General features: G+C 72.2%; 23 protein-coding genes. 11 read left to right on the top strand and 12 right to left on the bottom strand.

Annotated features, from left to right (window positions below; all coding sequences use genetic code 11):
* The first annotated feature begins 86 nt into the window (after nt 1-86).
* The gene (locus ACFVFH_RS08185) at nt 87-1319 is read left to right on the top strand and encodes an MFS transporter (RefSeq protein ID WP_383765038.1); all 1233 of its coding nucleotides are present in this window, start codon (nt 87-89) and stop codon (nt 1317-1319) included.
* Between the two features lie 133 nt (nt 1320-1452).
* Here ACFVFH_RS08185 and ACFVFH_RS08180 read toward each other — a convergent pair whose 3' ends face one another.
* Nucleotides 1453-2037 carry a suppressor of fused domain protein gene (locus ACFVFH_RS08180; protein WP_383765036.1) on the bottom strand — a complete coding sequence of 195 codons (585 nt, stop codon included), beginning with the start codon at nt 2035-2037 and terminating at the stop codon, nt 1453-1455.
* A gap of 423 nt (nt 2038-2460) precedes the next feature.
* On the opposite strand from ACFVFH_RS08180, the gene ACFVFH_RS08175 reads away from it, so the two are divergent.
* Both ACFVFH_RS08175 and ACFVFH_RS08170 read left to right on the top strand, forming a co-directional pair.
* Complete coding sequence (locus tag ACFVFH_RS08175) at nt 2461-3576, top strand: magnesium and cobalt transport protein CorA (RefSeq protein WP_383765034.1); 1116 nt, start codon at nt 2461-2463, stop codon at nt 3574-3576.
* 34 nt (nt 3577-3610) lie between these two features.
* Entirely contained in the window at nt 3611-4132 is a 522-nt protein-coding gene (locus ACFVFH_RS08170; protein WP_383765032.1) for a hypothetical protein, read from the top strand.
* 210 nt (nt 4133-4342) lie between these two features.
* Here the strand turns inward: ACFVFH_RS08170 and ACFVFH_RS08165 are convergent, their stop codons facing one another.
* Nucleotides 4343-5104, bottom strand: coding sequence for a hypothetical protein (locus ACFVFH_RS08165; protein ID WP_383765031.1), 762 nt, complete (start codon nt 5102-5104; stop codon nt 4343-4345).
* A 203-nt stretch (nt 5105-5307) separates the two neighbouring features.
* Here ACFVFH_RS08165 and ACFVFH_RS08160 point away from each other — a divergent pair, with 203 nt between their 5' ends.
* The 3 genes from ACFVFH_RS08160 to ACFVFH_RS08150 all read left to right on the top strand — a co-directional run bounded on the left by ACFVFH_RS08160 (nt 5308) and on the right by ACFVFH_RS08150 (nt 8322).
* A complete protein-coding gene (locus ACFVFH_RS08160) occupies nt 5308-6582 on the top strand; it encodes a magnesium transporter MgtE N-terminal domain-containing protein (protein WP_383765029.1) in 1275 nt (424 codons plus the stop codon).
* Nucleotides 6572-7126, top strand: a complete 555-nt coding sequence (locus ACFVFH_RS08155; protein WP_383765028.1) for a DUF1003 domain-containing protein — start codon at nt 6572-6574, stop codon at nt 7124-7126. Before ACFVFH_RS08160 ends, ACFVFH_RS08155 begins: the two co-directional genes overlap by 11 nt.
* 62 nt (nt 7127-7188) lie before the next feature.
* On the top strand, nt 7189-8322 hold the full coding sequence (locus ACFVFH_RS08150) for an Mrp/NBP35 family ATP-binding protein (protein WP_383765026.1): 1134 nt from the start codon (nt 7189-7191) through the stop codon (nt 8320-8322).
* 123 nt (nt 8323-8445) lie between these two features.
* Here ACFVFH_RS08150 and ACFVFH_RS08145 read toward each other — a convergent pair whose 3' ends face one another.
* The 5 genes from ACFVFH_RS08145 to sigE form a co-directional block, all read right to left on the bottom strand.
* The gene (locus tag ACFVFH_RS08145; protein WP_383765024.1) at nt 8446-9105 is read right to left on the bottom strand and encodes a hypothetical protein; all 660 of its coding nucleotides are present in this window, start codon (nt 9103-9105) and stop codon (nt 8446-8448) included.
* Nucleotides 9106-9224: 119 nt separating this feature from the next.
* On the bottom strand, nt 9225-9704 hold the full coding sequence (locus ACFVFH_RS08140) for a sec-independent translocase (protein WP_383765022.1): 480 nt from the start codon (nt 9702-9704) through the stop codon (nt 9225-9227).
* 99 nt (nt 9705-9803) lie between these two features.
* Nucleotides 9804-11585, bottom strand: a complete 1782-nt coding sequence (locus tag ACFVFH_RS08135) for a S1C family serine protease (RefSeq protein ID WP_383765019.1) — start codon at nt 11583-11585, stop codon at nt 9804-9806.
* Nucleotides 11586-11695: 110 nt separating this feature from the next.
* Nucleotides 11696-12733, bottom strand: coding sequence for a zf-HC2 domain-containing protein (locus ACFVFH_RS08130; RefSeq protein WP_383765016.1), 1038 nt, complete (start codon nt 12731-12733; stop codon nt 11696-11698).
* Nucleotides 12730-13497 (bottom strand): RNA polymerase sigma factor SigE, encoded by a 768-nt coding sequence (sigE, locus tag ACFVFH_RS08125; RefSeq protein ID WP_383765013.1) that lies wholly within the window; start codon nt 13495-13497, stop codon nt 12730-12732. The genes ACFVFH_RS08130 and sigE overlap by 4 nt, the downstream gene beginning before the upstream one ends.
* Nucleotides 13498-13680: 183 nt before the next feature.
* Here sigE and ACFVFH_RS08120 point away from each other — a divergent pair, with 183 nt between their 5' ends.
* Entirely contained in the window at nt 13681-14346 is a 666-nt protein-coding gene (locus tag ACFVFH_RS08120; RefSeq protein WP_383765012.1) for an O-methyltransferase, read from the top strand.
* Nucleotides 14347-14474: 128 nt separating this feature from the next.
* On the opposite strand, the gene ACFVFH_RS08115 is transcribed toward ACFVFH_RS08120, so the two are convergent.
* Nucleotides 14475-14642 carry a DUF3117 domain-containing protein gene (locus ACFVFH_RS08115; protein ID WP_003966491.1) on the bottom strand — a complete coding sequence of 56 codons (168 nt, stop codon included), beginning with the start codon at nt 14640-14642 and terminating at the stop codon, nt 14475-14477.
* A 313-nt stretch (nt 14643-14955) separates the two neighbouring features.
* On the opposite strand from ACFVFH_RS08115, the gene ACFVFH_RS08110 reads away from it, so the two are divergent.
* Nucleotides 14956-15768: an enoyl-CoA hydratase/isomerase family protein gene (locus ACFVFH_RS08110; RefSeq protein WP_383765009.1), complete on the top strand. Its 813-nt coding sequence runs from the start codon at nt 14956-14958 to the stop codon at nt 15766-15768.
* A gap of 108 nt (nt 15769-15876) precedes the next feature.
* Here the strand turns inward: ACFVFH_RS08110 and ACFVFH_RS08105 are convergent, their stop codons facing one another.
* Nucleotides 15877-16464: a DNA-3-methyladenine glycosylase I gene (locus tag ACFVFH_RS08105; protein WP_383765006.1), complete on the bottom strand. Its 588-nt coding sequence runs from the start codon at nt 16462-16464 to the stop codon at nt 15877-15879.
* Nucleotides 16461-16892 (bottom strand): DivIVA domain-containing protein, encoded by a 432-nt coding sequence (locus ACFVFH_RS08100; protein ID WP_383765003.1) that lies wholly within the window; start codon nt 16890-16892, stop codon nt 16461-16463. The genes ACFVFH_RS08105 and ACFVFH_RS08100 overlap by 4 nt, the downstream gene beginning before the upstream one ends.
* 160 nt (nt 16893-17052) lie before the next feature.
* On the opposite strand from ACFVFH_RS08100, the gene folP reads away from it, so the two are divergent.
* Entirely contained in the window at nt 17053-17925 is an 873-nt protein-coding gene (gene folP / locus ACFVFH_RS08095) for a dihydropteroate synthase (protein WP_383765001.1), read from the top strand.
* Nucleotides 17926-18090: 165 nt separating this feature from the next.
* Here folP and ACFVFH_RS08090 read toward each other — a convergent pair whose 3' ends face one another.
* Both ACFVFH_RS08090 and dapE read right to left on the bottom strand, forming a co-directional pair.
* A complete protein-coding gene (locus ACFVFH_RS08090; protein WP_383764998.1) occupies nt 18091-18840 on the bottom strand; it encodes a TIGR00730 family Rossman fold protein in 750 nt (249 codons plus the stop codon).
* A gap of 112 nt (nt 18841-18952) precedes the next feature.
* Complete coding sequence (gene dapE, locus ACFVFH_RS08085; protein WP_383764995.1) at nt 18953-20032, bottom strand: succinyl-diaminopimelate desuccinylase; 1080 nt, start codon at nt 20030-20032, stop codon at nt 18953-18955.
* A gap of 222 nt (nt 20033-20254) precedes the next feature.
* On the opposite strand from dapE, the gene ACFVFH_RS08080 reads away from it, so the two are divergent.
* Together ACFVFH_RS08080 and ACFVFH_RS08075 are read left to right on the top strand one after the other, a co-directional pair.
* Complete coding sequence (locus ACFVFH_RS08080; protein WP_383764992.1) at nt 20255-21196, top strand: hypothetical protein; 942 nt, start codon at nt 20255-20257, stop codon at nt 21194-21196.
* A gap of 299 nt (nt 21197-21495) precedes the next feature.
* On the top strand, nt 21496-21894 hold the full coding sequence (locus tag ACFVFH_RS08075) for an ATP-binding protein (RefSeq protein WP_383764989.1): 399 nt from the start codon (nt 21496-21498) through the stop codon (nt 21892-21894).
* Nucleotides 21895-22025 lie beyond the last annotated feature (131 nt).

Raw genomic sequence — 22025 nt, 5'->3', positions numbered from 1 at the left:
GCGGAATTAGATGTAACTTGCACTTATTAGGTTCGCTAACTTATTCTATGTATATCGCAACTATCTAGCGGAGAGCGAGAAGACCCATGCAGGGAGAGGATCCGTTCGACCAGGGCGCGGGCAGCATCCTGCGCCAGCCGAAGGCCGTCTGGGCGACGGCGGGCGCCTCGGTGGTCGCATTCATGGGAATCGGCCTGGTGGACCCGATTCTGCCGTCCATCGCCAAGGGCCTGGAGGCGACACCGAGCCAGGTGTCCCTGCTCTTCACCTCGTACTTCCTGATCACCGCCGTGGCGATGCTCGTCACCGGCTTCGTGTCCAGCCGGATCGGCGGCCGCAAGACACTGCTGGCCGGCCTCGCGCTCGTGGTGGTCTTCGCCGCGCTCTCCGGCACCTCGTCGTCGGTCGGTGAGCTCGTCGGCTTCCGGGCCGGCTGGGGACTGGGCAACGCGCTCTTCGTGTCGACCGCACTGGCCGTGATCGTCGGCGCGGCGGCCGGCGGCAGCTCGGCGGCGATCCTGCTCTACGAGTCGGCGCTCGGCCTCGGCATGGCCTGCGGGCCACTGGTCGGCGCCCTGCTCGGTGACGCCAGCTGGCGCTACCCCTTCTTCGGCACGGCCGCGCTGATGGCCATCGGCTTCATCTGCATCACGGCGTTCCTGAAGGAACAGCCCAGGCCCGCCAGGAAGACCTCGCTGCTCGACCCGATCAAGGCGCTCGGCCACGGCGGTCTGGCCTCGGTCGCGACCTCGGCGTTCTTCTACAACTACTCGTTCTTCACGATCCTGGCGTTCACCCCGTTCGTGCTGAACATGACGCCGTACAAGTCGGGCGCGGTGTTCTTCGCCTGGGGCCTGCTGCTCGCGGTCTTCTCGGTGCTGGTCGCCCCGCGGCTCCAGGAGCGCTTCGGCTCGCTGAAGGTGCTCGGCGCCTCGCTGGTGCTGCTCGCCGTCGACCTGCTGGTGCTGGGGTACGGCGACCACACCACCGCCATCGTCTGCACGATCGTCTCCGGCGCATTCATCGGCATGAACAACACCGTCTACACGGAGCTGGCGCTCGGCGTCTCGGACGCGCCGCGCCCGGTGGCGAGCGCGGGGTACAACTTCGTCCGCTGGTTCGCCGCGGCCGCCGCCCCGTACCTGGCCCCGAAGATCGAGGAGTGGAGCGACATCCACATCCCGTTCGTGGTCGCCGCGGTCACGGCCGTGGCCGGTGCCCTCGTCGTCTGGATCCGGCGCGCGGCGCTGACCCACGAGGCGCAGGAGCTGGAGCCGAGGCACGCCACCGAGGACAGCGTCGCGGTCTTCGCCGACTGACCGCCGCGCCCGCCCCGCACCGCCCCGCCCGCGGCTCCCCCTCCTGGCCGCGCGGCGGGGCTTCCCCGTGCCCGCACGCCGGAGCCGCTCCCACGTACGCCCCAGGCGTGAGGACCGCTCTCCGGCCTGCGGATCAGTCCAGCGGTACGGAGCCGCGCAGCGGGTCGCGCAGGTCCGTGCCGTGCGAGAGCCACCGCTCCTGGAGTTCCTGCGCGCCCCTGACCCGCTTCCAGGCGGTCTCGTTGTGCGTCATCGGCAGCAGCGGCAGGAACCGCACCGGGTCCATCGGCGCGTCCATCTCCAGGTCCTCCACCAGCCCGCCCGGCTCGGCGACCAGCACGGAGCTGAACGGCGCCCCCGGCCAGAGCGGTTCACCGGTCTCCAGCGAGGCGCCGGGCGCCACGATCACGCCCTCGACCTGCGGGGAGGCCGCCAGCACCGCGAGCGGGCGCAGCACCTTGTCGGTGTCGGCGAGCCCGGCGCGCACGGAGAGGACCAGCTCGGCGCGGGGGCCCTTCACCGGGTCCGCCAGGGCCGCGGTCGGATCGGCCATCGGCTGCGCCGACATGCCGAGGGTGGCGTAGCGCACCACATCGCCGTCGGTGAAGCGGAGCACCTCGATCCGGTCCGTGCCGAGGAACGTCACCGCCGCGCGTGCGTCCGGTTCACCGAGGGCCGTGAGCAGCCGGGCCTCGACCAGAGCAAGAATTTCTCCCATCCCGCGAGCATAGGGCGCGTATGGAACGGGCAAAGTAAGGGATTGGCCGTCAGTCGGCTGATAGTCTTGGCCGCTGGTCGGGGCAGCACGCAGAAGCGTCGCTCTCAGCCCCGACGACACGTCATCCCCCACGGGGGACCGGCTGGAGGAGGTGGGGCTGCCATGGATCGAAGTCGACCGTGCAGTACCAACCGCTCTTCCGCCCTCCACCGTTCCCGGTGATCTGAAGCCTTCTCGGTCAAGGCCCATGGCATTGCGCACGACGGAAGAGCACTTCCCTTTGCCTGCCCGTAGCAAAGCCTGTCTGTAGCGAACGCCGTCATCGCGCCGCCGCGGTGCCGCCCGCTTTGCGGACGTGAGCACACGTCCTCATTCCGGGCTGTTCCACGTGCCCGCCGACGGCCCTCCGTGAAGGAGCCAGCCATGTCGATGATCCGCGACCTGCGCGCCGCCGTGCGCCCGTCCCTGCGCAAGAGCAACGCCCTGCACAGCACCTACGACGCCACCCGTGACCCCTCCGCCTCCAGCGCGGTCGTCGACTGCGCGGTCTACCGCGACGGGCGCCGCCTGGAGAGTGGCACCTGCCGCACCCCGCACGAGGCGATGCTCCAGGTACGCGAGGAGGGCGGCTTCGCCTGGATCGGCCTGCACGAGCCGACCGAGGAGGAATTCGCCGGTATCGCCCGGGAGTTCGGGCTGCACCCGCTCGCCGTCGAGGACGCCGTCCACGCCCACCAGCGACCCAAGCTGGAGCGGTACGACGACACGCTCTTCACCGTCTTCAAGACCATCCACTACATCGAGCACACCGAACTCACCGCCACCAGCCAGGTCGTCGAGACCGGCGAGGTGATGTGCTTCACGGGCCGGGACTTCGTCATCACCGTGCGGCACGGCGGCCACGGCTCGCTGCGCGCGCTGCGGCACCGGCTCCAGGACGACCCCGAGCTGCTCGCCAAGGGCCCCTCCGCCGTCCTGCACTCCATCGCGGACCATGTCGTCGACGGGTACATCGCGGTGGCCGGTGCCGTCCAGGACGACATCGACGAGGTGGAGATCGAGGTCTTCTCCACCCCGGCGAAGGGCAGCCCGCGCGGCTCGGACGCGGGCCGCATCTACCAGCTGAAGCGCGAGGTCCTGGAGTTCAAGCGGGCGGTGTCGCCGCTGCTGCGGCCGATGCAGCTGCTGAGCGAACGGCCCATGCGGCTGATCGACCCGGACATCCAGAAGTACTTCCGTGACGTCGCCGACCACCTGGCACGGGTGCACGAGGAGGTCATCGGCTTCGACGAGCTGCTGAACTCGATCCTCCAGGCCAGCCTGGCGCAGGCGACCGTCGCGCAGAACGAGGACATGCGCAAGATCACGTCCTGGGCGGCCATCATCGCCGTGCCGACGATGATCTGCGGCGTCTACGGCATGAACTTCAAGCACATGCCCGAGCTGCGCTGGACCTACGGCTACCCGATGGTGCTGGGCGTCATCGGGGTGGTCTGCTTCTCCATCCACCGCACGCTCAAGCGCAACGGCTGGCTCTGACACCGCTCCCGCCCGGTCCCATTAGAGTGCGGGCATGACTGCTGCTGCCGCTGACGTGCCGCTGGGCCGGGCCCTCGTCGAGGAGGCCACGAAGAAGTCCGGCCTCATCTGGGTGCGGGGCACCGGCCCCGCGCGGGCGCTGTGGCACGTCTGGCACGAGGGCGCGGCGCATCTGGTCGGGGACGGCCCCGGCGAGCAGCCGCTCCCGGCCGGGCTCGCCGACGGCGCTTCCGCCGAGGTGACCGTGCGCAGCAAGGACAAGGGCGGCCGGCTGGTCGCCTGGACGGCCGCCGTGACGGAGCTGGCCCCGCACTCCGAGGGGTGGGAGTCCGCCGTCGCCGAGCTCAAGGGCAAGCGGCTGAACGCGCCGGACGCCGAGCTGATGACGGAGCGCTGGGCGCGCGAGTGCCGGGTGCTGCGGCTGGTGCCCGGTGAGTTCCGTACGGAGCTGCCGGACGGCTCCCTGGCCGCTGCACCGCTGCCGACCCCCGCGACCACCCGGCGACCGGTGCCCGCGGGGCTGCCGCGCCTGCTGAAGCGCGGACGCAGGGGCTGACCCGGCGAGGGCGTGCATCACAAGTGGCTCCGTCCGACCGAAGCGCGGGCCCGGCGGTGTCCGGTGCGTGCGATCGCAACGCGAAGGGCCGCCGCCCTGACACCGGATGCATCGGGGTGGCCCCGACAACGCGGCGAGCGTGCCGGACACCGCCGGACGGACGGGACTTCCGGTACACGCCCCGGGCCCCCGCCGCTGCGGGGCCCGCCGTCAGGACGCGGTCCTGGGCAGCTGCTTCCCGTAGTCGACGGTGTCCACCTGCGCCGGGGCCTCCAGCGGGAAGTTCTTGCCCCAGTCCGACAGGGTGACGGTGCCCCCGCCGCCGCCGCGCGCGAAGCGCAGCGGGTACTCCTTGCCCTCCAGCGCGACGTCGAGCAGGCCGCCCTCGCCCTTGCCGCCCATGATCTGGACGGTCCGGGTCGCGCCGACCGTCTGCCGGTCGCCCTTGTTGAGGGTGCCGTGCAGCGTCAGTATCCCGTCGAGCAGCGTCTTCTTGTCCGTGAAGCCGCGCAGCTGCTTGTACGTGGGGTCGTCCTGGGGGACCTTGACGTACTTGTTCTGGAGCTTGTCCGCCGCCGCGCCGCCCGCCCCGCCGTCGGTGCCGGGCTTCTCCTCGTGGCTCCAGAACCCGGAGTCCGCCTTCAGATAGAGCGCGTCACCGATCCGCAGCAACTCGAAGGTGCTGTCCTTCGAGACGACGGAGCCGGTGCCGCCGTCCCCCTTGAGCTGCATGTCGAGCTTGTACGTGCCGCCCTTGCTGACCAGCGTCCCGGCGAGGCGCACCGCGTCGGCGGAGTCCGCCGCCCGCTGTGTCCTCTTCTCGATCTCCGTGGCGTCCAGCTTGCCGACGCCGTTGGTCCCCTCGTCCGGATCCTCGCCGCAGGCCGTGAGGGCTGTGACCAGCCCCGCGCAGAGCAGGGCGGCGAGAGCGGTCCGGCGTCGGGCCCGGACGGGGGGAACGGAGGAGGTCACGGACGCACTGCCTCTCATCTGCATCGCGGTGGGTGGCAGACGGCAGCGTACCCGTGCCGGATCCGCCTTCCGGCAGGGAGCCGTACGGACGGCTCCACCGGACAGCCCGGAGCGGTACGGGCTAGCCTGATCCCGTCATAACGGTTGATTGACTGCCAAACGAACCAGTCGGAGAAGTCGTACACGGAAGAAGGAGGCGCACGGTGGCCACAGGCACCTCCCGGGTCTTCGTCTCGCACCTCGCCGACGTACCGGTCTTCGACCCCAACGGCGACCAGGTCGGCCGCGTCCGCGACCTGGTCGCGATGCTCCGGGTCGGCGGCAGGCCGCCCCGGCTGCTCGGCCTCGTCGTGGAGGTGCTCAGCCGCCGCCGGATCTTCCTCCCGATGACCCGGGTCACCGGGATCGAGTCCGGCCAGGTCATCACCACCGGGGTGGTCAACATGCGGCGCTTCGAGCAGCGGCCCACCGAACGCCTGGTGTTCGGCGAGTTCCTCGACCGGCGGGTCCGTCTGGTGGAGACCGGCGAGGAGGTCACCGTCCTCGACGTCTCCGTCCAGCAGCTCCCGGCCCGCCGCGACTGGGAGATCGACAAGTACTTCGTGCGCAAGGGCAAGGGCGGGGCGCTGCGCCGCAAGGGCGAGACGCTGACGGTCGAGTGGTCGGCGGTCAGCGGGTTCTCGCTGGAGGAGGAGGGGCAGGGCGCGGAGTCCCTGGTCGCCACCTTCGAGCGGCTGCGTCCCACGGACGTGGCCAACGCGCTGCACCACCTGTCGCCGAAGCGGCGGGCCGAGGTCGCCGCCGCGCTCGACGACGACCGGCTCGCCGACGTCCTGGAGGAGCTGCCCGAGGACGACCAGGTGGAGATCATCGGCAAGCTCCAGGAGGAGCGCGCCGCCGACGTCCTGGAGGCCATGGACCCGGACGACGCGGCCGACCTGCTCTCCGAGCTGCCCGAGGAGGACAAGGAGCGGCTGCTGACCCTGATGCGGCCGGACGACGCGGCCGACGTGCGCCGCCTGATGTCGTACGAGGAGCGCACGGCGGGCGGTCTGATGACCACCGAGCCGATCATTCTCCGGCCGGACGCCACGGTCGCCGACGCGCTCGCCCGGGTCCGGCAGGCCGACCTCTCCCCGGCGCTCGCCGCCCAGGTGTACGTGTGCCGGTCGCCCGACGAGACGCCGACCGGCAAGTACCTGGGCACCGTGCACTTCCAGCGGCTGCTGCGGGACCCTCCGTACGCCCTGGTCAGTTCGATCGTCGACAACGATCTCGTCCCCCTGGGACCGGACACCCCGCTGCCGGCCGTGACGAGCTATCTGGCCGCGTACAACCTGGTCTCGGTGCCCGTGGTGGACGAGGGCGGGTCGCTGCTCGGGGCGGTGACGGTCGACGACGTCCTCGACCACCTGCTGCCCCAGGACTGGCGGGAGACCGGCTTCCACAGCGCGGCGGGGGTCGCCCATGGCGGCTGAGGAGCGTTCCAAGACGCCGCCGGGGGCCTCGGGCATCACGCGCCCGCCCCGGCCCCGGCTCGACCAGCCCAAGCGCCCGCGCCGGCGGCTGCTGCCGGACTACGACCCCGAGGCGTTCGGCCGGCTCTCCGAGCGGATCGCCCGCTTCCTGGGCACCGGACGGTTCATCGTCTGGATGACACTGGTCATCGTCGTCTGGTTGCTGTGGAACGTCTTCGCCCCGGTGCACCTGCGGTTCGACCCGTATCCGTTCATCTTCCTGACGCTGATGCTGTCGCTCCAGGCCTCGTACGCGGCCCCGCTGATCCTGCTCGCGCAGAACCGGCAGGACGACCGCGACCGGGTCACCCACGAACAGGACCGCAAGCAGAACGAGCGCTCCATCGCGGACACCGAGTACCTCACCCGGGAGATCGCCTCGCTGCGGATGGGGCTCGGCGAGGTCGCCACCCGCGACTGGATCCGCTCCGAACTGGAAGATCTCGCGAAGGACCTCGACGACCGGCGCACCCCTCTCCCGGCCGAGAGCGACGAGGACCGCTGAGGGATGCTACTCACACGTAGCCGCCCCTCGGGAAGCGCCGCGCTCACCCGTACTATCGAGGTATGGCTACGGAAGACGCGGTGCTTGAGGCACTGGCGACAGTGAACGACCCGGAGATCCACCGCCCGATCACCGAACTCGGCATGGTGAAATCGGTCGCGATCGATGCCGACGGTGTGGTCGCTGTCACGGTCTACCTCACCGTCTCGGGCTGCCCGATGCGCGAGACGATCACGAAGAACGTGACGGACGCGGTCGCCCGCGTCGAAGGCGTCTCGCGGGTCGACGTCACGCTCGACGTGATGAGCGACGAACAGCGCAAGGAGCTCGCGTCCTCGCTGCGCGGCGGCACGGCGGAACGCGAGGTCCCGTTCGCCAAGCCCGGCTCGCTGACCCGGGTCTACGCGGTCGCGTCCGGCAAGGGCGGCGTCGGCAAGTCGTCGGTCACGGTGAACCTGGCGGCCGCGATGGCGGCCGACGGCCTCAAGGTCGGTGTCGTGGACGCGGACATCTACGGGCACAGCGTGCCGCGGATGCTCGGCGCGGACGGCAAGCCCACCCAGGTCGAGAACATGATCATGCCGCCGTCCTCGCACGGCGTGAAGGTCATCTCCATCGGCATGTTCACCCCGGGCAACGCCCCGGTGGTGTGGCGCGGGCCGATGCTCCACCGCGCGCTCCAGCAGTTCCTCGCCGATGTGTACTGGGGCGACCTCGACGTCCTCCTGCTCGACCTGCCGCCGGGCACCGGCGACATCGCGATCTCGGTGGCCCAGCTCGTGCCGAACGCCGAGATCCTGGTCGTCACGACCCCGCAGCAGGCGGCGGCCGAGGTCGCCGAGCGGGCCGGTTCGATCGCCGTGCAGACCCACCAGAAGATCGTCGGCGTCGTCGAGAACATGTCGGGCATGCCGTGCCCGCACTGCGACGAGATGGTCGACGTGTTCGGCTCCGGGGGCGGCGCGCGGGTCGCCGAGGGGCTGACGAAGACCGTCGGCGCGGAGGTGCCCGTGCTGGGCTCCATCCCGATCGACGTACGGCTGCGCGAGGGCGGCGACGAGGGCAAGCCGGTCGTCCTGTCCGACCCCGACTCCCCGGCCGGCAAGGCGCTGCGCACCATCGCGGACAAGCTGGGCGGCCGTCAGCGCGGTCTGTCGGGCATGTCGCTGGGCATCACCCCGCGCAACAAGTTCTGAGACGACGGGCGGTGACCGGCTCCGGCCGGTCACCGCTCCGTGCGCGTCCACCCGCCGGGCCCCGCGTTCGGATCGGGCCGGGTTCGTGTGCCCCGGCCCCCGATCCGGCCCGGCCGAAAGAAGCTAGGCGTACGTCGTGATGTCGCCGATCACCGAGAACCCGAGCCCGTAGGCGCTCATCCCGCGCCCGTACGCCCCGATGTACACCCCGCCCTGGGCCGACCCGGCCAGCACCCAGCCGTACGCGGACTCGCGGTAGTGGAACGGCACGGGGACGCCGTCCACCGGCAGCGACAGCACCGACCACGCGGGGCCGTCCAGGTCGTCGGCGAGTTCGAACGCCGTCTCCGTCTGCTGGTCCAGCCAGTCGTCGCGCAGCGCGTGGTCCATCTGCGGAGGCCAGGTGCAGGCGAGCAGACCGGACCCGGCCAGCCAGGCGGCGGAGGACACCGTGGTCGCGTCCAGCACGCCCGTGCCGTCACCGCTGCGCCGCACCGGACTGGTGCCCATCGACACGACGACGGCGAACCGTTGCTTCTCGGTGCCCGTGTCGGTCCGGATCGACGGTTCGTCACCATGGCCGATCGAACCGTGCTGCACCGTGCCGTCCGCGGCGGTGCCCACCTGCATCAGCCGGCGCGGGCCGGTGAAGGCCTCGTCCAGTCCGTACCAGGGAAACGTGGCCGCCAGATAGCCGTCGACCATACGCCGGGCCGCCGGCACCCCCTCTTCGGTGACTGTGCCCGGCGCATCTTCCGCGCCCACCCGACTCGTGGTCTCCATCTGTCCGGCCGCCTCCTCGATCCGTTGGGTCCGGAGCGGCCCGCCCCCCGACGGGCGTACTCACAACCGGACAGATGGAGAATAGCCATAGCCTCCCGACGAGCCGGGATTGGCAGGGGTCAGGTGGCGTCGGCGTCGAACGGCGGCCGGTCGTCCTTGCCGGGCTGATCACGCTTCTTGAGCAGGTCCGGGGCCCCGGGCGAGCCGTTGGCGGCGGTGATCGCCGAGCCGCTGCTCGACACGCTGCTCCGGGAGTCGGCGGACTCCACTTCCCGGCCGTTCACCGCGTCGGCGACCTCGGAGAGGTCCTTGCGGAGGTCGAAGCTCTCGCGGATCTCCTTCAGCCCCAGGTCGTCGCTGCCTTCCATGAGCTGCTTGCGGACGAACGTCTTGGGGTTGAGGTCCTCGAACTCGAAGTCCTTGAACTCCGGGCCCAGCTCCGTACGGATGTCCTCCTTGGCGCTCTCCGAGAACTCACGGATCTTGCGGATGAAGCGCGAGGCGTCCTGGATGACCTTGGGCAGCTTGTCCGGGCCGAAGATCAGCACGCCCAGGATGGCGAGCGTCGCCAGCTCGAGTACGCCTATGTCATTGAACACCCTGTTGCTCCTCGTGTTCTCCGAGACCGTGTCGGTCGAGGTCCGGACCCGGCCCACGGTACCCGCCGAAACTGCTCGCGCGGTAGCGTGCCGGGGCCGTCACGTGCCGCTTGCCGAGCCGAGCGTCAAAGAGATGGACAGGTCTTTACCACCACGGGTCAGTGCGAGGTCCAGCCGGTCGCCCGGACGGTGTGCGCGGATCTTGACGATCAGCTCCTCGCCGCTGTGCACGCGCCGGCCGTCGACCTCGGTGATGACGTCCCCGGGCCTGATCCCGGCCTTCGCCCCGGGTCCGCCCGGGGTCACCGCGGGCTTGCCGTCCGCGCCCTTCGAGCCGACCCGGGCGCCGTCCCCGGTGTACTTCATGTCGAGCGTGACGCCGATCACCGGGTGGGTGGCCTTTCCGGTGTTGATCAGTTCCTCGGCGACCCGCTTGCCCTGGTTGATCGGGATGGCGAAGCCGAGGCCGATGGAACCGGCCTGGCCGCCCTCCTCGGACGCGCCGCTGTCGGCGGCGCGGATGGCGCTGTTGATGCCTATGACGTGGGCGTCGGTGTCGACGAGCGGACCACCGGAGTTGCCCGGGTTGATCGGCGCGTCGGTCTGCAACGCGTCGACGTAGCTGATGTCGCTGCCGTCGCCCTTCTCGCCGCCCGCGGTGATCGGCCGGTCCTTGGCGCTGATGATGCCGGAGGTCACGGTGTTGGACAGGTCGAAGGGGGCGCCGATGGCCACCACGGGATCGCCGACCTGCACGTTGTCGGAGTTGCCCAGCGGCAGCGGCTTGAGGCCGGAGACGCCGGTGACCTTGACCACGGCCAGGTCGTAGCCGCTGTCCTTGCCGACGACCTCGCCGCGCGCGGTCTCCCCGCCGCTGAACGTCACGGTGATCTCACCGCCCCGGCCGGCCGGGGCGACGACGTGGTTGTTGGTGAGGATGTGTCCGGAACGGTCGAGGACGAAGCCGGTGCCGGTGCCGGACTCGGTGGTGCCGGTGACATGGAGGGTGACCACGCTGGGCAGGGCGCTGGCGGCGATGCCCGCGACGCTGTCGGGGGCACGGCCGCCGGTGCTGCGGCCGGTCTGCGGGAGCTCGACCCGGGTGAGGCCGCCGTTGCGCTCGATGTACGCCCCGATGCCGCCACCGATGCCGCCCGCCACCAGCGCGAGCAGGACCGCGCCGATGAGGAGGGAGCCGCGGCGGCTCTTCCGGCGGCCGGTGTCGGCGCCGAGCGGCGGGCCCGGGGTGGTGAGCGGCCTGCGGGGCGCGCCCCAGGGGTCGTACTGGAGCCACTGCGTCGACGGCGCCGGAGGCTGGGGCTGCTGGGACGGGGACGGGGCCTGCTGGGGCACGTGGGGCGGAGGCGCGAAGCCGGCGGGGGCCTGCGCGGGCGCGGCCTGGGACGGCCCGGGAACGGGAGCGGCGTGGGCGGGCGCGGCGTGGGCGGGCGGCGCCGGGATGCCCCCGCCGTTCGTCCCCGCGTACGGCGGGGGTACGGGGGTGCCGTGCGCCGGGGTCGGGACCGGCCGCTGCACGGGGGGCGCGGGCGCCCAGGGCCCGGGTCCGCCGTAGGGCGGGGTGCTGTACTGGTCGGGCTCGTGCAGCGGCGTCATGGGCCGGGCCGGTGCCGCGGCCTCGGCGGACCGGGGCGGGGCGTCGGCGGGCCGGGGCGGTGCGTCGGCGGGATGCCCTTCCGCTGCCGCCGAACGGCTCCCGCCGTCATCGGCGGCCGCCGGGACGGCCGTGGTGGCCGCCGGATCGGTCGCGGGAGCCGTCTCCTCGGCGGGGGAGGGCTCGTCCGGCGCTGTGCGGGGGGTGCGTCCCGGCGTGGGCCGGCTCCACCACTTCGCCTTCGGCCCGGTGGACTTCCCGTCTTCCATGCTCTCCCCGCAACTGCCGCAACTGGCCTCTGCACGCCCTGACTGGGGCGTCCCTCCCGGAACTGCTCCCGGAATTCAACCAGGTTTGCGAATACTTGCGCAGGTCCCGGTCAGCGCCGGGAGGAAAGCGGCAGCCGACGGTCGGCGGGGGTGGGAAGACCCGAGGCCGAGGAGCGTGCCCAGGGCGGCGTCGACGTCTGCGTCCCGGACGGCGGTGCGGAGGGCGTCGGGGACTGTGCGGCGAGCCGCCCGAACACCTCGGCGAAGAGCGGGGTGGTGCCGGTCGGACGTATCAGGGGCGGCGCGGACACACTGGTCAGCACCTGGGCGGCGAACGGGCTTCCCGCGAGGCTCGCGGTGGAGAGCACCGCGGGCGGGGCGGAGGGCGCCACCGGTCCGACTCCGGGCACGGCCGACGGGGTGGTGGCGATCGGGCGCTCGCCCGCTCCCCGCGCGCTGAACGTGCCGTGGCCGCCCCCGCCGCCGCGACGGCCGGCCGAGCCGCCGCTCTCACCGCGCGAGGGCGCGTCGAGCGGGGTCACCGCGTTTCCGCCGCCCGTGGCGCGGGCCGCGGAGCTGATGCCCGCGCCCGTCGGCAGGGCGCCGCCGAGCGCGATGGCCGCCAGCGAGACGGCGCTCGCCGCGGCGAAGGCGAATCTCCGGCCGCGCCAAGGCGACCGCTCCGCCTCGCGGCCCACCTCATGGATCCGGAAGCCGGACCGGGAGGGGGCGCCCGGGAGCACGGCGGTCGAGCCGTGCGGGGCCGGGAGGAAGCCGAAGCCGTCCAGCGGGCGGTCCCCCGGGGCGTCGGTGCGGCCGCTGCCGGACGGCTGCATCACGGGGAAGAACCCGTCGGCGAAGCGTCCGGAGCCGCCGAATGGTCTGTCCCGGCCGTCGTCATCACCACCCGGTCCCCCGGGAAGGCCCTGCAGCCGGGCGAGGAAGCCCTCGGACGGAGACGGCGGGGCGGACTGGGCGAAGACACTCTTCAGGCGCCGCTGAGCGGCGGCCTCGGCCTTGCACTTGGCGCAGGTCGCCAGATGGGCGAGGACCCGGTCACGGGCGTCGTGTTTCAGCTCGCCGTCGACAAGCGCGGCGAGGCGGTCCCCCAGGTGTTGTTCCGCGGGGGTCGGACCTGTGCCGCTCACGCCGTTCCGCCCTCCCCCGCCAGGACCGCGCCCGCCAGCGAGCGCTGCTCGGCACGGGCCTCGGGCGAGCGGTGCCGCAGCGCCTTGCGCAGGTGCGAGCGGCCGCGGTGGATGCGGCTGCGCACGGTGCCGAGCTTCACGCCCAGCGTCGCGGCGATCTCCTCGTACGAAAGGCCCTCGATGTCGCAGAGCACGACGGCGGCACGGAACTCGGGCGCGAGGGTGTCCAGCGCCTGCTGCACGTCCGCGTCGAAGTGGGTGTCGTTGAAGACCTGCTGCGGGGACGGCTCACGGCTGGGCAGCCGCTCGGCGGCGTCGTCGCCGAGGGAGTCGAAACGGATCCGCTGCTTACGACGGACCATGTCCAGGAACAGGTTGGTCGTGATGCGGTGCAGCCAGCCCTCGAACGTGCCCGGCGTATAGGTCGACAGCGACCTGAACACCCGGACGAAGACCTCCTGGGTGAGGTCCTCGGCGTCGTGCTGGTTGCCCGTCAGCCGGTAGGCGAGGCGGTAGACCCGGCCGCTGTGCGTGCTGACGATCTCTTCCCATGAGGGTGGCGTCCACGCCTGGGATTCCGCATCCGAGGCGAAGGTCGCGGTCGTTGCGGAGTCGTTGGAAGAACGGTCAGCAATGTTGGTCACGGATTTCGGCTCACCCGCCGACCTGAGAAAGCGCCGCAGCCGCAGCACTCCTCCCCGATCCACAGGCGCAGCCGCACCTCCCCTATCGGCTCTGGTGGTGTCCAGTGGAGCCCCTACCATAGCCACCTCGCCCGTTAGCTCCGGATAAGCCTTTTTCCTGCTGGGGCCCGGGATCGCCCCGGGAACCTCCGCCCGGTGGAATACGGGACCCGATCCGCGGGCCGCTTCCACCGGCTTTCCCCCGCCCCCTCATAACGCCCGGTCCCATCTGCGGGTTCCCGGGTGCAGCGGATACAGTCACCGTTGCGCCAACTACGGGGACAGGAGAGGGTCATTACCGCCAACCGGCAGACGAGCTGGGCGTTCGCCGACGCCTTTGTCGCCGAGGACGAAGCACTGCACTGGGCCCGGGACCGGGCCCGGGAGGCTGGGCTCCGCTCGGTGTCGCCAGGTACCGGCGCCGCGCTGCGCTTGCTCGCTGCCACGACGGACGCCAAAGCGGTGGCCGAAATCGGCACCGGGACCGGCGTGTCCGGGCTCTATCTGCTGCACGGGATGCGGCCGGACGGCGTGCTGACCACCGTCGACCCGGAGCCCGAGCGCCAGCAGTTCGCCCGCGAGGCCTTCCGGGCGGCCGGATACGCCGCCAACCGGGCCCGCTTCATTCCCGGCCGTGCCCTGGACGTGCTGCCGCGGCTCGCGGACGGCGGCTACGACCTCGTGTTCTGCGACGGCGACCGGCTGGAGAGCCTGGACTGTCTCGCTGAATCGTTGCGCCTGCTGCGCCCCGGCGGCCTGGTCTGCTTCGAGGGCGTCTTCGCGGACGGCCGTACGGTCGACTCCGCGGCGCAGCCCGCGGAGGTGCTGCGGCTGCGGGAGCTGCTGCGCGCGGTGCGCGAGAGCCAGGAGCTGATGTCGACGCTGCTGCCGGTGGGCGACGGGCTGCTGTGCGCGGTGCGCAGGGGCTGACGCCCGCGGCCCCGGGGCCGGGCATCCCGCCCGCGCCCCTGGGCGCCCTCGGCCCGACCCCCGTGAACGCATCACTGCCCCGGCACGGACAGCGTGCCGGGGCAGTGATGAAGTGTGGGCGCCTCTGCTCAGCCGACGACCTTCTTGAGGGCATCGCCGAGTGCGTCTGCCTCGTCCGGAGTCAGCTCCACGACAAGCCGACCGCCGCCTTCGAGCGGAACGCGCATGACGATGCCCCGCCCCTCCTTTGTCACCTCGAGCGGGCCGTCGCCCGTCCGCGGCTTCATGGCCGCCATGCTCGTTCCCCTTCCTGAAACCAGCTCATCGCAACCGGCGGCCCCATGACAGGCGCTGTGTCACCGGCATCGAACACATTGCTTCCAGGCCATTATCCCGCATCACAGACCCCAATGACCAACATCGGTCTGCATCGCTTGCGCAACGCGCTCTCTCAAAACCACCCAATTCGGCGATCGGGCTGCGATACTCCGCCGCCCGCGCCCCTTCGGCGGGGCCGGATTATTAGACGCAGGTCACATGCCGGCTCCCGCCGGAGTCGGCCATGCTTGCGTGGACAGGCAGGGCCCGAGGTGCGAAGGGGACAACGAGATGGCCGACCAGACGGCGGACAGCGTGCTCCACGAAGTGAGCGACGGACTCGCGACGATCACGCTCAACCGTCCCGACGCGATGAACGCCATGAACACGGCGGCCAAGGTGGCGCTCCGTGACGCGCTGGAGTCCGCGGCGGCCGACCCCGCCGTACGCGCCGTGCTGCTCACCGCGACGGGGCGGGCGTTCTGCGTCGGCCAGGACCTGAAGGAGCATGTCGCCACGCTCGAACGCATCCGCGAGTCGGGCAGCGGCAACGCGCTGAGCACGGTGCGGGAGCACTACAACCCGATCGTGCGGGCCATCACCGGGATGCCCAAGCCGGTCGTCGCCGGGGTGAACGGGGTCGCGGCCGGTGCCGGTTTCGGCTTCGCGCTCGCCTGCGACTACCGGGTGGTTGCCGACACCGCCTCGTTCAACACCTCCTTCGCCGGGGTCGCCCTCACCGCGGACTCGGGCGTCTCCTGGACGCTGCCACGCCTGATCGGGCAGAGCCGCGCCGCCGATCTGCTGCTCTTCCCGCGGTCGGTCTCCGCACGGGACGCCCATGAGCTGGGCATCGTGAACAAGCTGGTGCCCGCCGCCGACCTGGCCGCCGAGGCCGCCGCCGTGGCCCGCGCCCTGGCGGCCGGGCCCACGGTGGCGTACGCCGCGCTCAAGGAGTCCCTGGCCCACGGCGCCGGCCGGACGCTGAGCGAGGCGCTGGAGAAGGAGTACGAGCTCCAGACCAGGGCCGGCACGTCCGAGGACCACACCATTGCGGTGCGGGCGTTCCTGAACAAGGAGAAGCCGAAGTACCTCGGCCGGTAGCCGCCGGGCCCCGGTCCTGTCCTCGAAGTACCGTCGTCCGGCCGGAGACCGGACACCGCACGGCGGGCGGCGGGCGGCGGGCGGCGGGCGGCGGTCCGAAGACAGGTCCTACGCCCCGGTGCCGCGCGCCACGCAGTCGGCCAGGTGGTCGTCGACCAGACCGCAGGCCTGCATCAGGGCGTAGGCCGTCGTGGGTCCGACGAAGCGCACCCCGCGCTTCTTGAGCTCCTTGGCCAGTGCCGTGGACTCCGAGGTGACCGCCGGGACGTCGCCGAGGGTGCGCGGGACGGGGCGCTCGGCCGCGTCGGGGGCGTGGGACCAGATCAGTTCGTCCAGCTCACCGGCGCTCCAGCCGGCCAGCACCTTGGCGTTGGCGAGGGTCGCCTCGATCTTCGCGCGGTTGCGGATGATGCCGGTGTCGGCGAGGAGGCGCTCCTTGTCGGCGTCGGTGAACTCGGCCACCTCGGGAATCCTGAATCCGGCGAAGGCCGAGCGGAAGCCCTCCCGGCGGCGCAGGATCGTCAGCCAGGAGAGGCCCGACTGGAAGGCCTCCAGGCAGAGCCGTTCGAAGAGGGCGTCGTCGCCGTGGACGGGACGGCCCCATTCGGTGTCGTGGTACGTGAGGTAGTCCTCGGTGGAGAGGCCCCACGGGCAGCGCAGGCCGCCGTCCGGGGCCGCTTCCGCGCCGCCGCTCATCGCCGGGGCTCCTCTCCGGGGTGTTCCTCCACCGGCGCCCGGTCCGGCCCGGCCGCCTCCCACGGCGTCCGCGGACGGTCCTCGGGCCGCTCCCCCGCGTCCTCGACGAGGCCGGGGCCGCCGACCGCGGTCGCCTGCGCACCGGCCAGCGCCGACTCCAGCTCGGCGATCCGCGCGTCCCGCTCGGCGAGCTCGGCGCCGAGCCGGTCGAGCGCCTCGTCGACCTCCATCATGCGGTAGCCGCGCACGCCCACCGGCAGCCGCAGCGCGTCGATGTCCGCGCGGCCCACCGGCCGTGTCGCGGGCAGCGGGTCGGCCAGCTGCTCGGGCGCCACGTCCTGGAGGACGGCGCTCCTCCCCCCGCCGACCACCGCGAGGGTGACCGCGGCCACCACCACGACCATCGTCACCAGCAAGAACCAGAACACGCGCATCTCCCCGGGAGCGGAAACCTGTCCGGGTCCGATCGTGCCATGCGGCACCGACAGCCGGTGCCCGGCGGGCGACGGACCCGCGAAGGACTAGGGTCGCTGGCGGCCCACGGGCCATCCGTCCACACAGGCCATCTATCCAGAGGAGAGACACGGGATGCGAAGCGGTGCGCTCAGGCTGGGGCGGCGCGAATTCGGTGCGCACGAGCCGGTGATCATGGCGATCGTGAACCGTACCCCGGACTCCTTCTACGACCAGGGCGCGACCTTCCGGGACGAACCGGCGCTCGCCCGGGTCGAGCAGGCGATCGCGGACGGTGCGGCGATCGTCGACATCGGGGGCGTGAAGGCGGGACCCGGCGAGGAGGTGACCGCCGAGGAGGAGGCGCGGCGCACGGTGGGCTTCGTCGCGGAGGTGCGCCGCCGCCATCCGGACGTCGTGATCAGCGTCGACACCTGGCGCCACGACGTCGGCGAGGCGGTCTGCGAAGCGGGCGCGGACGTGCTGAACGACGCGTGGGGCGGCGTGGATCCGAAGCTCGCGGAGGTCGCCGCCCGGTACGGCGCCGGGCTGGTGTGCACGCACGCGGGCGGCGCCGAACCGCGCACCCGGCCGCACCGGATCGCGTACGAGGACGTGATGGCGGACATCCTGCGGGTGACGGTGGGGCTGGCCGAGCGCGCGGTCGCGCTCGGGGTGCGGCCCGACGGGATCATGATCGACCCCGGTCACGACTTCGGGAAGAACACCCGGCACTCCCTGGAGGCGACGCGCCGGCTCGGCGAGATGACGGAGACCGGCTGGCCGGTCCTGGTGTCGCTGTCCAACAAGGACTTCGTGGGCGAGACGCTCGACCGGCCGGTGAAGGAGCGGGTGATCGGGACGCTGGCGACCACGGCCGTCTCGGCGTGGCTGGGGGCACAGGTGTACCGGGTGCACGAGGTGGCCGAGACCCGTCAGGTGCTGGACATGGTGGCGTCCATCGCGGGGCACCGGGAACCGGCCGTGGCCCGGCGCGGACTGGCGTAGGACGTCCGGGGGCGGGCCGCACGAACCCGGAGCGGACCAGCACAGGACGCCTGGAGAACAGACCGCACGAACCCGACGCGGACCAGCACAGGACGCCCGGAGAACGGGCCGCGCGGGCCCGGGGAGGGCGGGGCGGGCCCGTGTCCCGGGTCCGCCCGGACGTCTCTACCGGCCGACCTCCTTCGTCACGAGGTCGACCGCCTCGTCCACGTCGTCGGTGACGTGGAAGAGGAACAGGTCGCGCTCGGACGCCTTGCCCTGCGCCACCACCGTGTCCCGCAGCCAGTCCACGAGACCGCTCCAGTAGGCGGTGCCGAACAGCACGATGGGGAAGCGGGTGACCTTGCCCGTCTGGACGAGGGTGAGGGCCTCGAAGAGCTCGTCCAGCGTGCCGAGGCCGCCGGGCAGCACGACGAAGCCCTGCGCGTACTTCACGAACATCGTCTTGCGGACGAAGAAGTAGCGGAAGTTGACGCCGATGTCGACGTGCGGGTTGAGGCCGGACTCGAAGGGCAGCTCGATGCCGAGGCCGACCGAGACGCCCTTCGCCTCCCGCGCCCCCTTGTTCGCCGCCTCCATCGCGCCCGGCCCGCCTCCGGTGATCACCGCGAAGCCGGCCTCGACCAGGGCCTTGCCGATCCGTACGCCCGCCTCGTACTCGGGTGTGCCGACCGGGGTGCGGGCGGAGCCGAAGACGCTGATCGCGCTCGGCAGTTCGGCCAGCGCGCCGAACCCCTCGACGAACTCCGACTGGATGCGCATCACCCGCCAGGGGTCGGTGTGCACCCACTCGGAGTCGCCCTCGGTGTCCAGCAGCCGCTGGTCGGTGGTGCCGGGCTGCACCTGGTCCCTGCGGCGCAGTACCGGTCCGAGCCGCTGTTCCTCAGGGGCGCGTGCTCCCTCGGGGTTGCCCATGACCTGCTCCCTCCGACGACGATCGATGACCGGGAGATCCCGGAGGACCCGTGGTCATCCGTGTCAGGCCAGGGTAGATCGACGGAGGTTACGCACAGGGGAATGCCGTGGGTCAGGCGGTGAGCCAGGAGCGGAGCCGCTCCTCGCAGTGGGTGATCCGCTCCACCACCACGTGCTCGTCGCGCTTGTGGGCGAAGAGCGGGTCGCCCGGTCCGTAGTTCACCGCCGGGACGCCGAGGGAGCCGAAGCGGGAGACGTCCGTCCAGCCGAACTTGGGCCGGGCGGTGCCGCCCACCGCCGCCATGAACGCCTGGGCCGCGGGGTGGGAGAGGCCGGGCATGGCCGCGCCCGAGTGGTCGTCGACGACGAATTCGGCGACCCCGCAGTCCGCGAAGACCTCGTGGACGTGGGCCAGGGCCTCCTCCGCGGTCCGGTCGGGCGCGTACCGGAAGTTGACCACGACGGTGCAGGCGTCCGGGATGACGTTGTTGGCGACTCCCCCCTCGATCCGTACCGCGTTCAGACCCTCGTGGTATTCGAGACCGTCGATGACCGGGCGGCGCGGTTCGTACGCGGCGAGGCGGGCGAGGATCGGGGCGGCGGCGTGGATGGCGTTGGACCCCATCCAGCCGCGCGCGGAGTGGGCCCGCTCCCCCTCGGTGCGCAGGAAGACCCGCAGGGTGCCCTGGCAGCCGCCCTCGACCTCGGCGTCGGAGCCCTCCAGCAGGACCGCGAAGTCGCCCTCCAGCCAGTCGGGGTGGGCCTCGGCGACGTGGCCGAGGCCGTTGAGGTGCGCGGCGACCTCCTCGTTGTCGTAGAAGACGAAGGTCAGGTCGCGGTTGGGCTCCGGCACGGTCGCGGCGATCCTCAGCTGGACGGCGACGCCGGACTTCATGTCCGAGGTGCCGCAGCCCCACAGCACCCCGTCGTCGTCGAGCCGGGAGGGCACGTTGTCGGCGATCGGCACGGTGTCGATGTGCCCGGCGAGTACCACCCGCTCGGCCCGGCCGAGGCCGGTCCGGGCCACGACGTTGTTGCCGTGCCGGTCGACGGTCAGGTGCGGGAGGGTGCGCAGGGCCGATTCGATCGCGTCCGCGAGCTCCTTCTCCTGACCGCTGACCGACGGGAAGTCGACGAGCCGCGCGGTGAGCGCCGGGCCGTCCAGGGTGAGGTCAAGTGTGGTTTCGGGCATGGCACCGACCCTAAGGGACCGGGCCGCGCCGCCGGGATCGGGCCGGACCGGGGCGGACCGGGGCGGGGCGGGGCGGGGCGGGGCGGTTTGGACACCGCGCCCCCGGACGATCCGGGCGAAGAGCCCCTGAGCGTTCCCTTCCGGGCCGTGCCGGGCTCTCCCGGCCCGGACGAAGGGCCCTGGGCCCTCGGCCCCGGCGGAGCACTCCAGTACGGTGGGCCCGTGCCCCGGACCGCCTCCCCCGCCCGCCGACACACCGGCCGCAGCCGCCTCCTTCGGATCGCTGTGGCCCTTGTCGTGCTCGCCGCGCTCGGCGGCTATCTGACCCTTCAGTACATCACCGGCGGCAAGGGCGTCGCGGGATGTGTCGTGGAGTCGGCCGACGGTTCGTCCGGCAAGGGCCGTACGTACTGGATGAGTCCGGAGCAGGCCGTCAACGCCGCGACGATCTCCGCGGTCGGCACCTCGCGCGGAATGCCGGAGCGGGCCGTGACGATCGCCCTGGCGACCGCACTCCAGGAGTCCGGGCTGCGCAACATCGAGCACGGCGACCGGGATTCGCTCGGGCTGTTCCAGCAGCGCCCCTCGCAGGGCTGGGGAACCGAGAAGCAGATCCTGGACCCGGTGTACTCCGCCGGGGAGTTCTACCGTCATCTGGCCGAGGTCCCCGGCTACTCGCGGCTGCCGCTGACGGTCGCCGCGCAGCGGGTCCAGCGCAGCGCCTTCCCGCAGGCGTACGCGAAGCACGAGCCGGACGCGGCGCTGCTGGCGGCGGCGCTGACCGGTCGTGCGCCCGCCTCGCTGAACTGCTCGCCGCCGCGGGTGACGGCCGCGGTCGCCGACCCCGCGAAGGTGCGGACGGAGCTGGTGCGCGCCTTCGGGAAGGACGTGCTGCCCTCGGTGGGCAGGACGCCGGGGGCCGGTGCGGCCGGTCCGGCGGCGGCGGGCACGGTCGCGGTGCCGGTGGCGAAGACCCGGGCCGCCGGGGACGGCGACGCGGCCCGGCGCGGCTGGGAGCTCGCGCACTGGGCGGTCGCGCAGTCGGAGGCACTCCGCCTGGGCGAGGTCTCGTACGCGGGCCGGGTGTGGAAGGCCGGGTCGGGCTGGCGGACGGAGCGCGGGGAAACGGGCACCACCGACGTCCGGATCCAGCTCGCGCACTAGTTCGTACGATCGCCCGCGAGCGTCATCTGGCCGCGTTCGTGCGCCCCCTTCGCACTACCCCTCCCACCGGCTTGCGCCGGACCCTCGGTTCCCTTGCGGGAAAAGAGAAGTGACGGTTCGCCCGGCCTCTTGGGAATGTCGCGTGCGCCCGCATTTCTCCCTGGTAGATCATGTGACGCATTGCCGACTCTTTACCTCGGCCCACCGCAACCTCTCCCGCCCTTTCGACGGTTGTCATTGCGTCCGATCAACGGACGGACCTCTTCCTCATACCGTCGAAATACCGTCGAAGGAGCATCATGTCCCTCCCCCTGACCCGCCGGATCGCCCGTACCGCGCTGCTGATCGCCGCGGGTGCGGCCCCCGTGGTCGGCGCGGCCGGAGTCGCGGGTGCCGCCGGGCTCCCGCAGGCCCCGGAGCTCGGCGGTCTGACCAGCGTCGACGGTGCCGGTCTCGGCAAGACGGTCGACGGCGTCTCCCAGCAGGGCAGCCGGGTCGCGGGCGAGACCGGCGGCAAGATCGTCGGTACGACCCTCCCGGCCGCGACCAAGACCGTCGGCAAGGCCGGCGCCGAGGCCACGCCCACCGTGCAGAAGACCGCGGGCGGCGTCGTCGGCAGCGCGGGCCGGACCCTCGGCGAGGCCGCCGGTTCCGCGACCAAGGGCGGCCTGCCCACCCAGGGCCTGCCGCTCGGCTGACCCGTCCGGGCAGCACCACCACACACGCGCGCGGGGCCCCGGGAGTGCGCACTCCCCCCCCCGACCCCCCGGACAGCCACCACCGGGGACAAAAAAAAAAAGACGACCCCACCCCACAGGACCACCACCCG

Source organism: Streptomyces sp. NPDC057697, assembly GCF_042799335.1.
GTDB lineage: Bacteria > Actinomycetota > Actinomycetes > Streptomycetales > Streptomycetaceae > Streptomyces.
The sequence above is the reverse complement of the archived record's forward strand: the minus strand, read 5'-3'. Positions and strand labels throughout refer to the sequence as shown.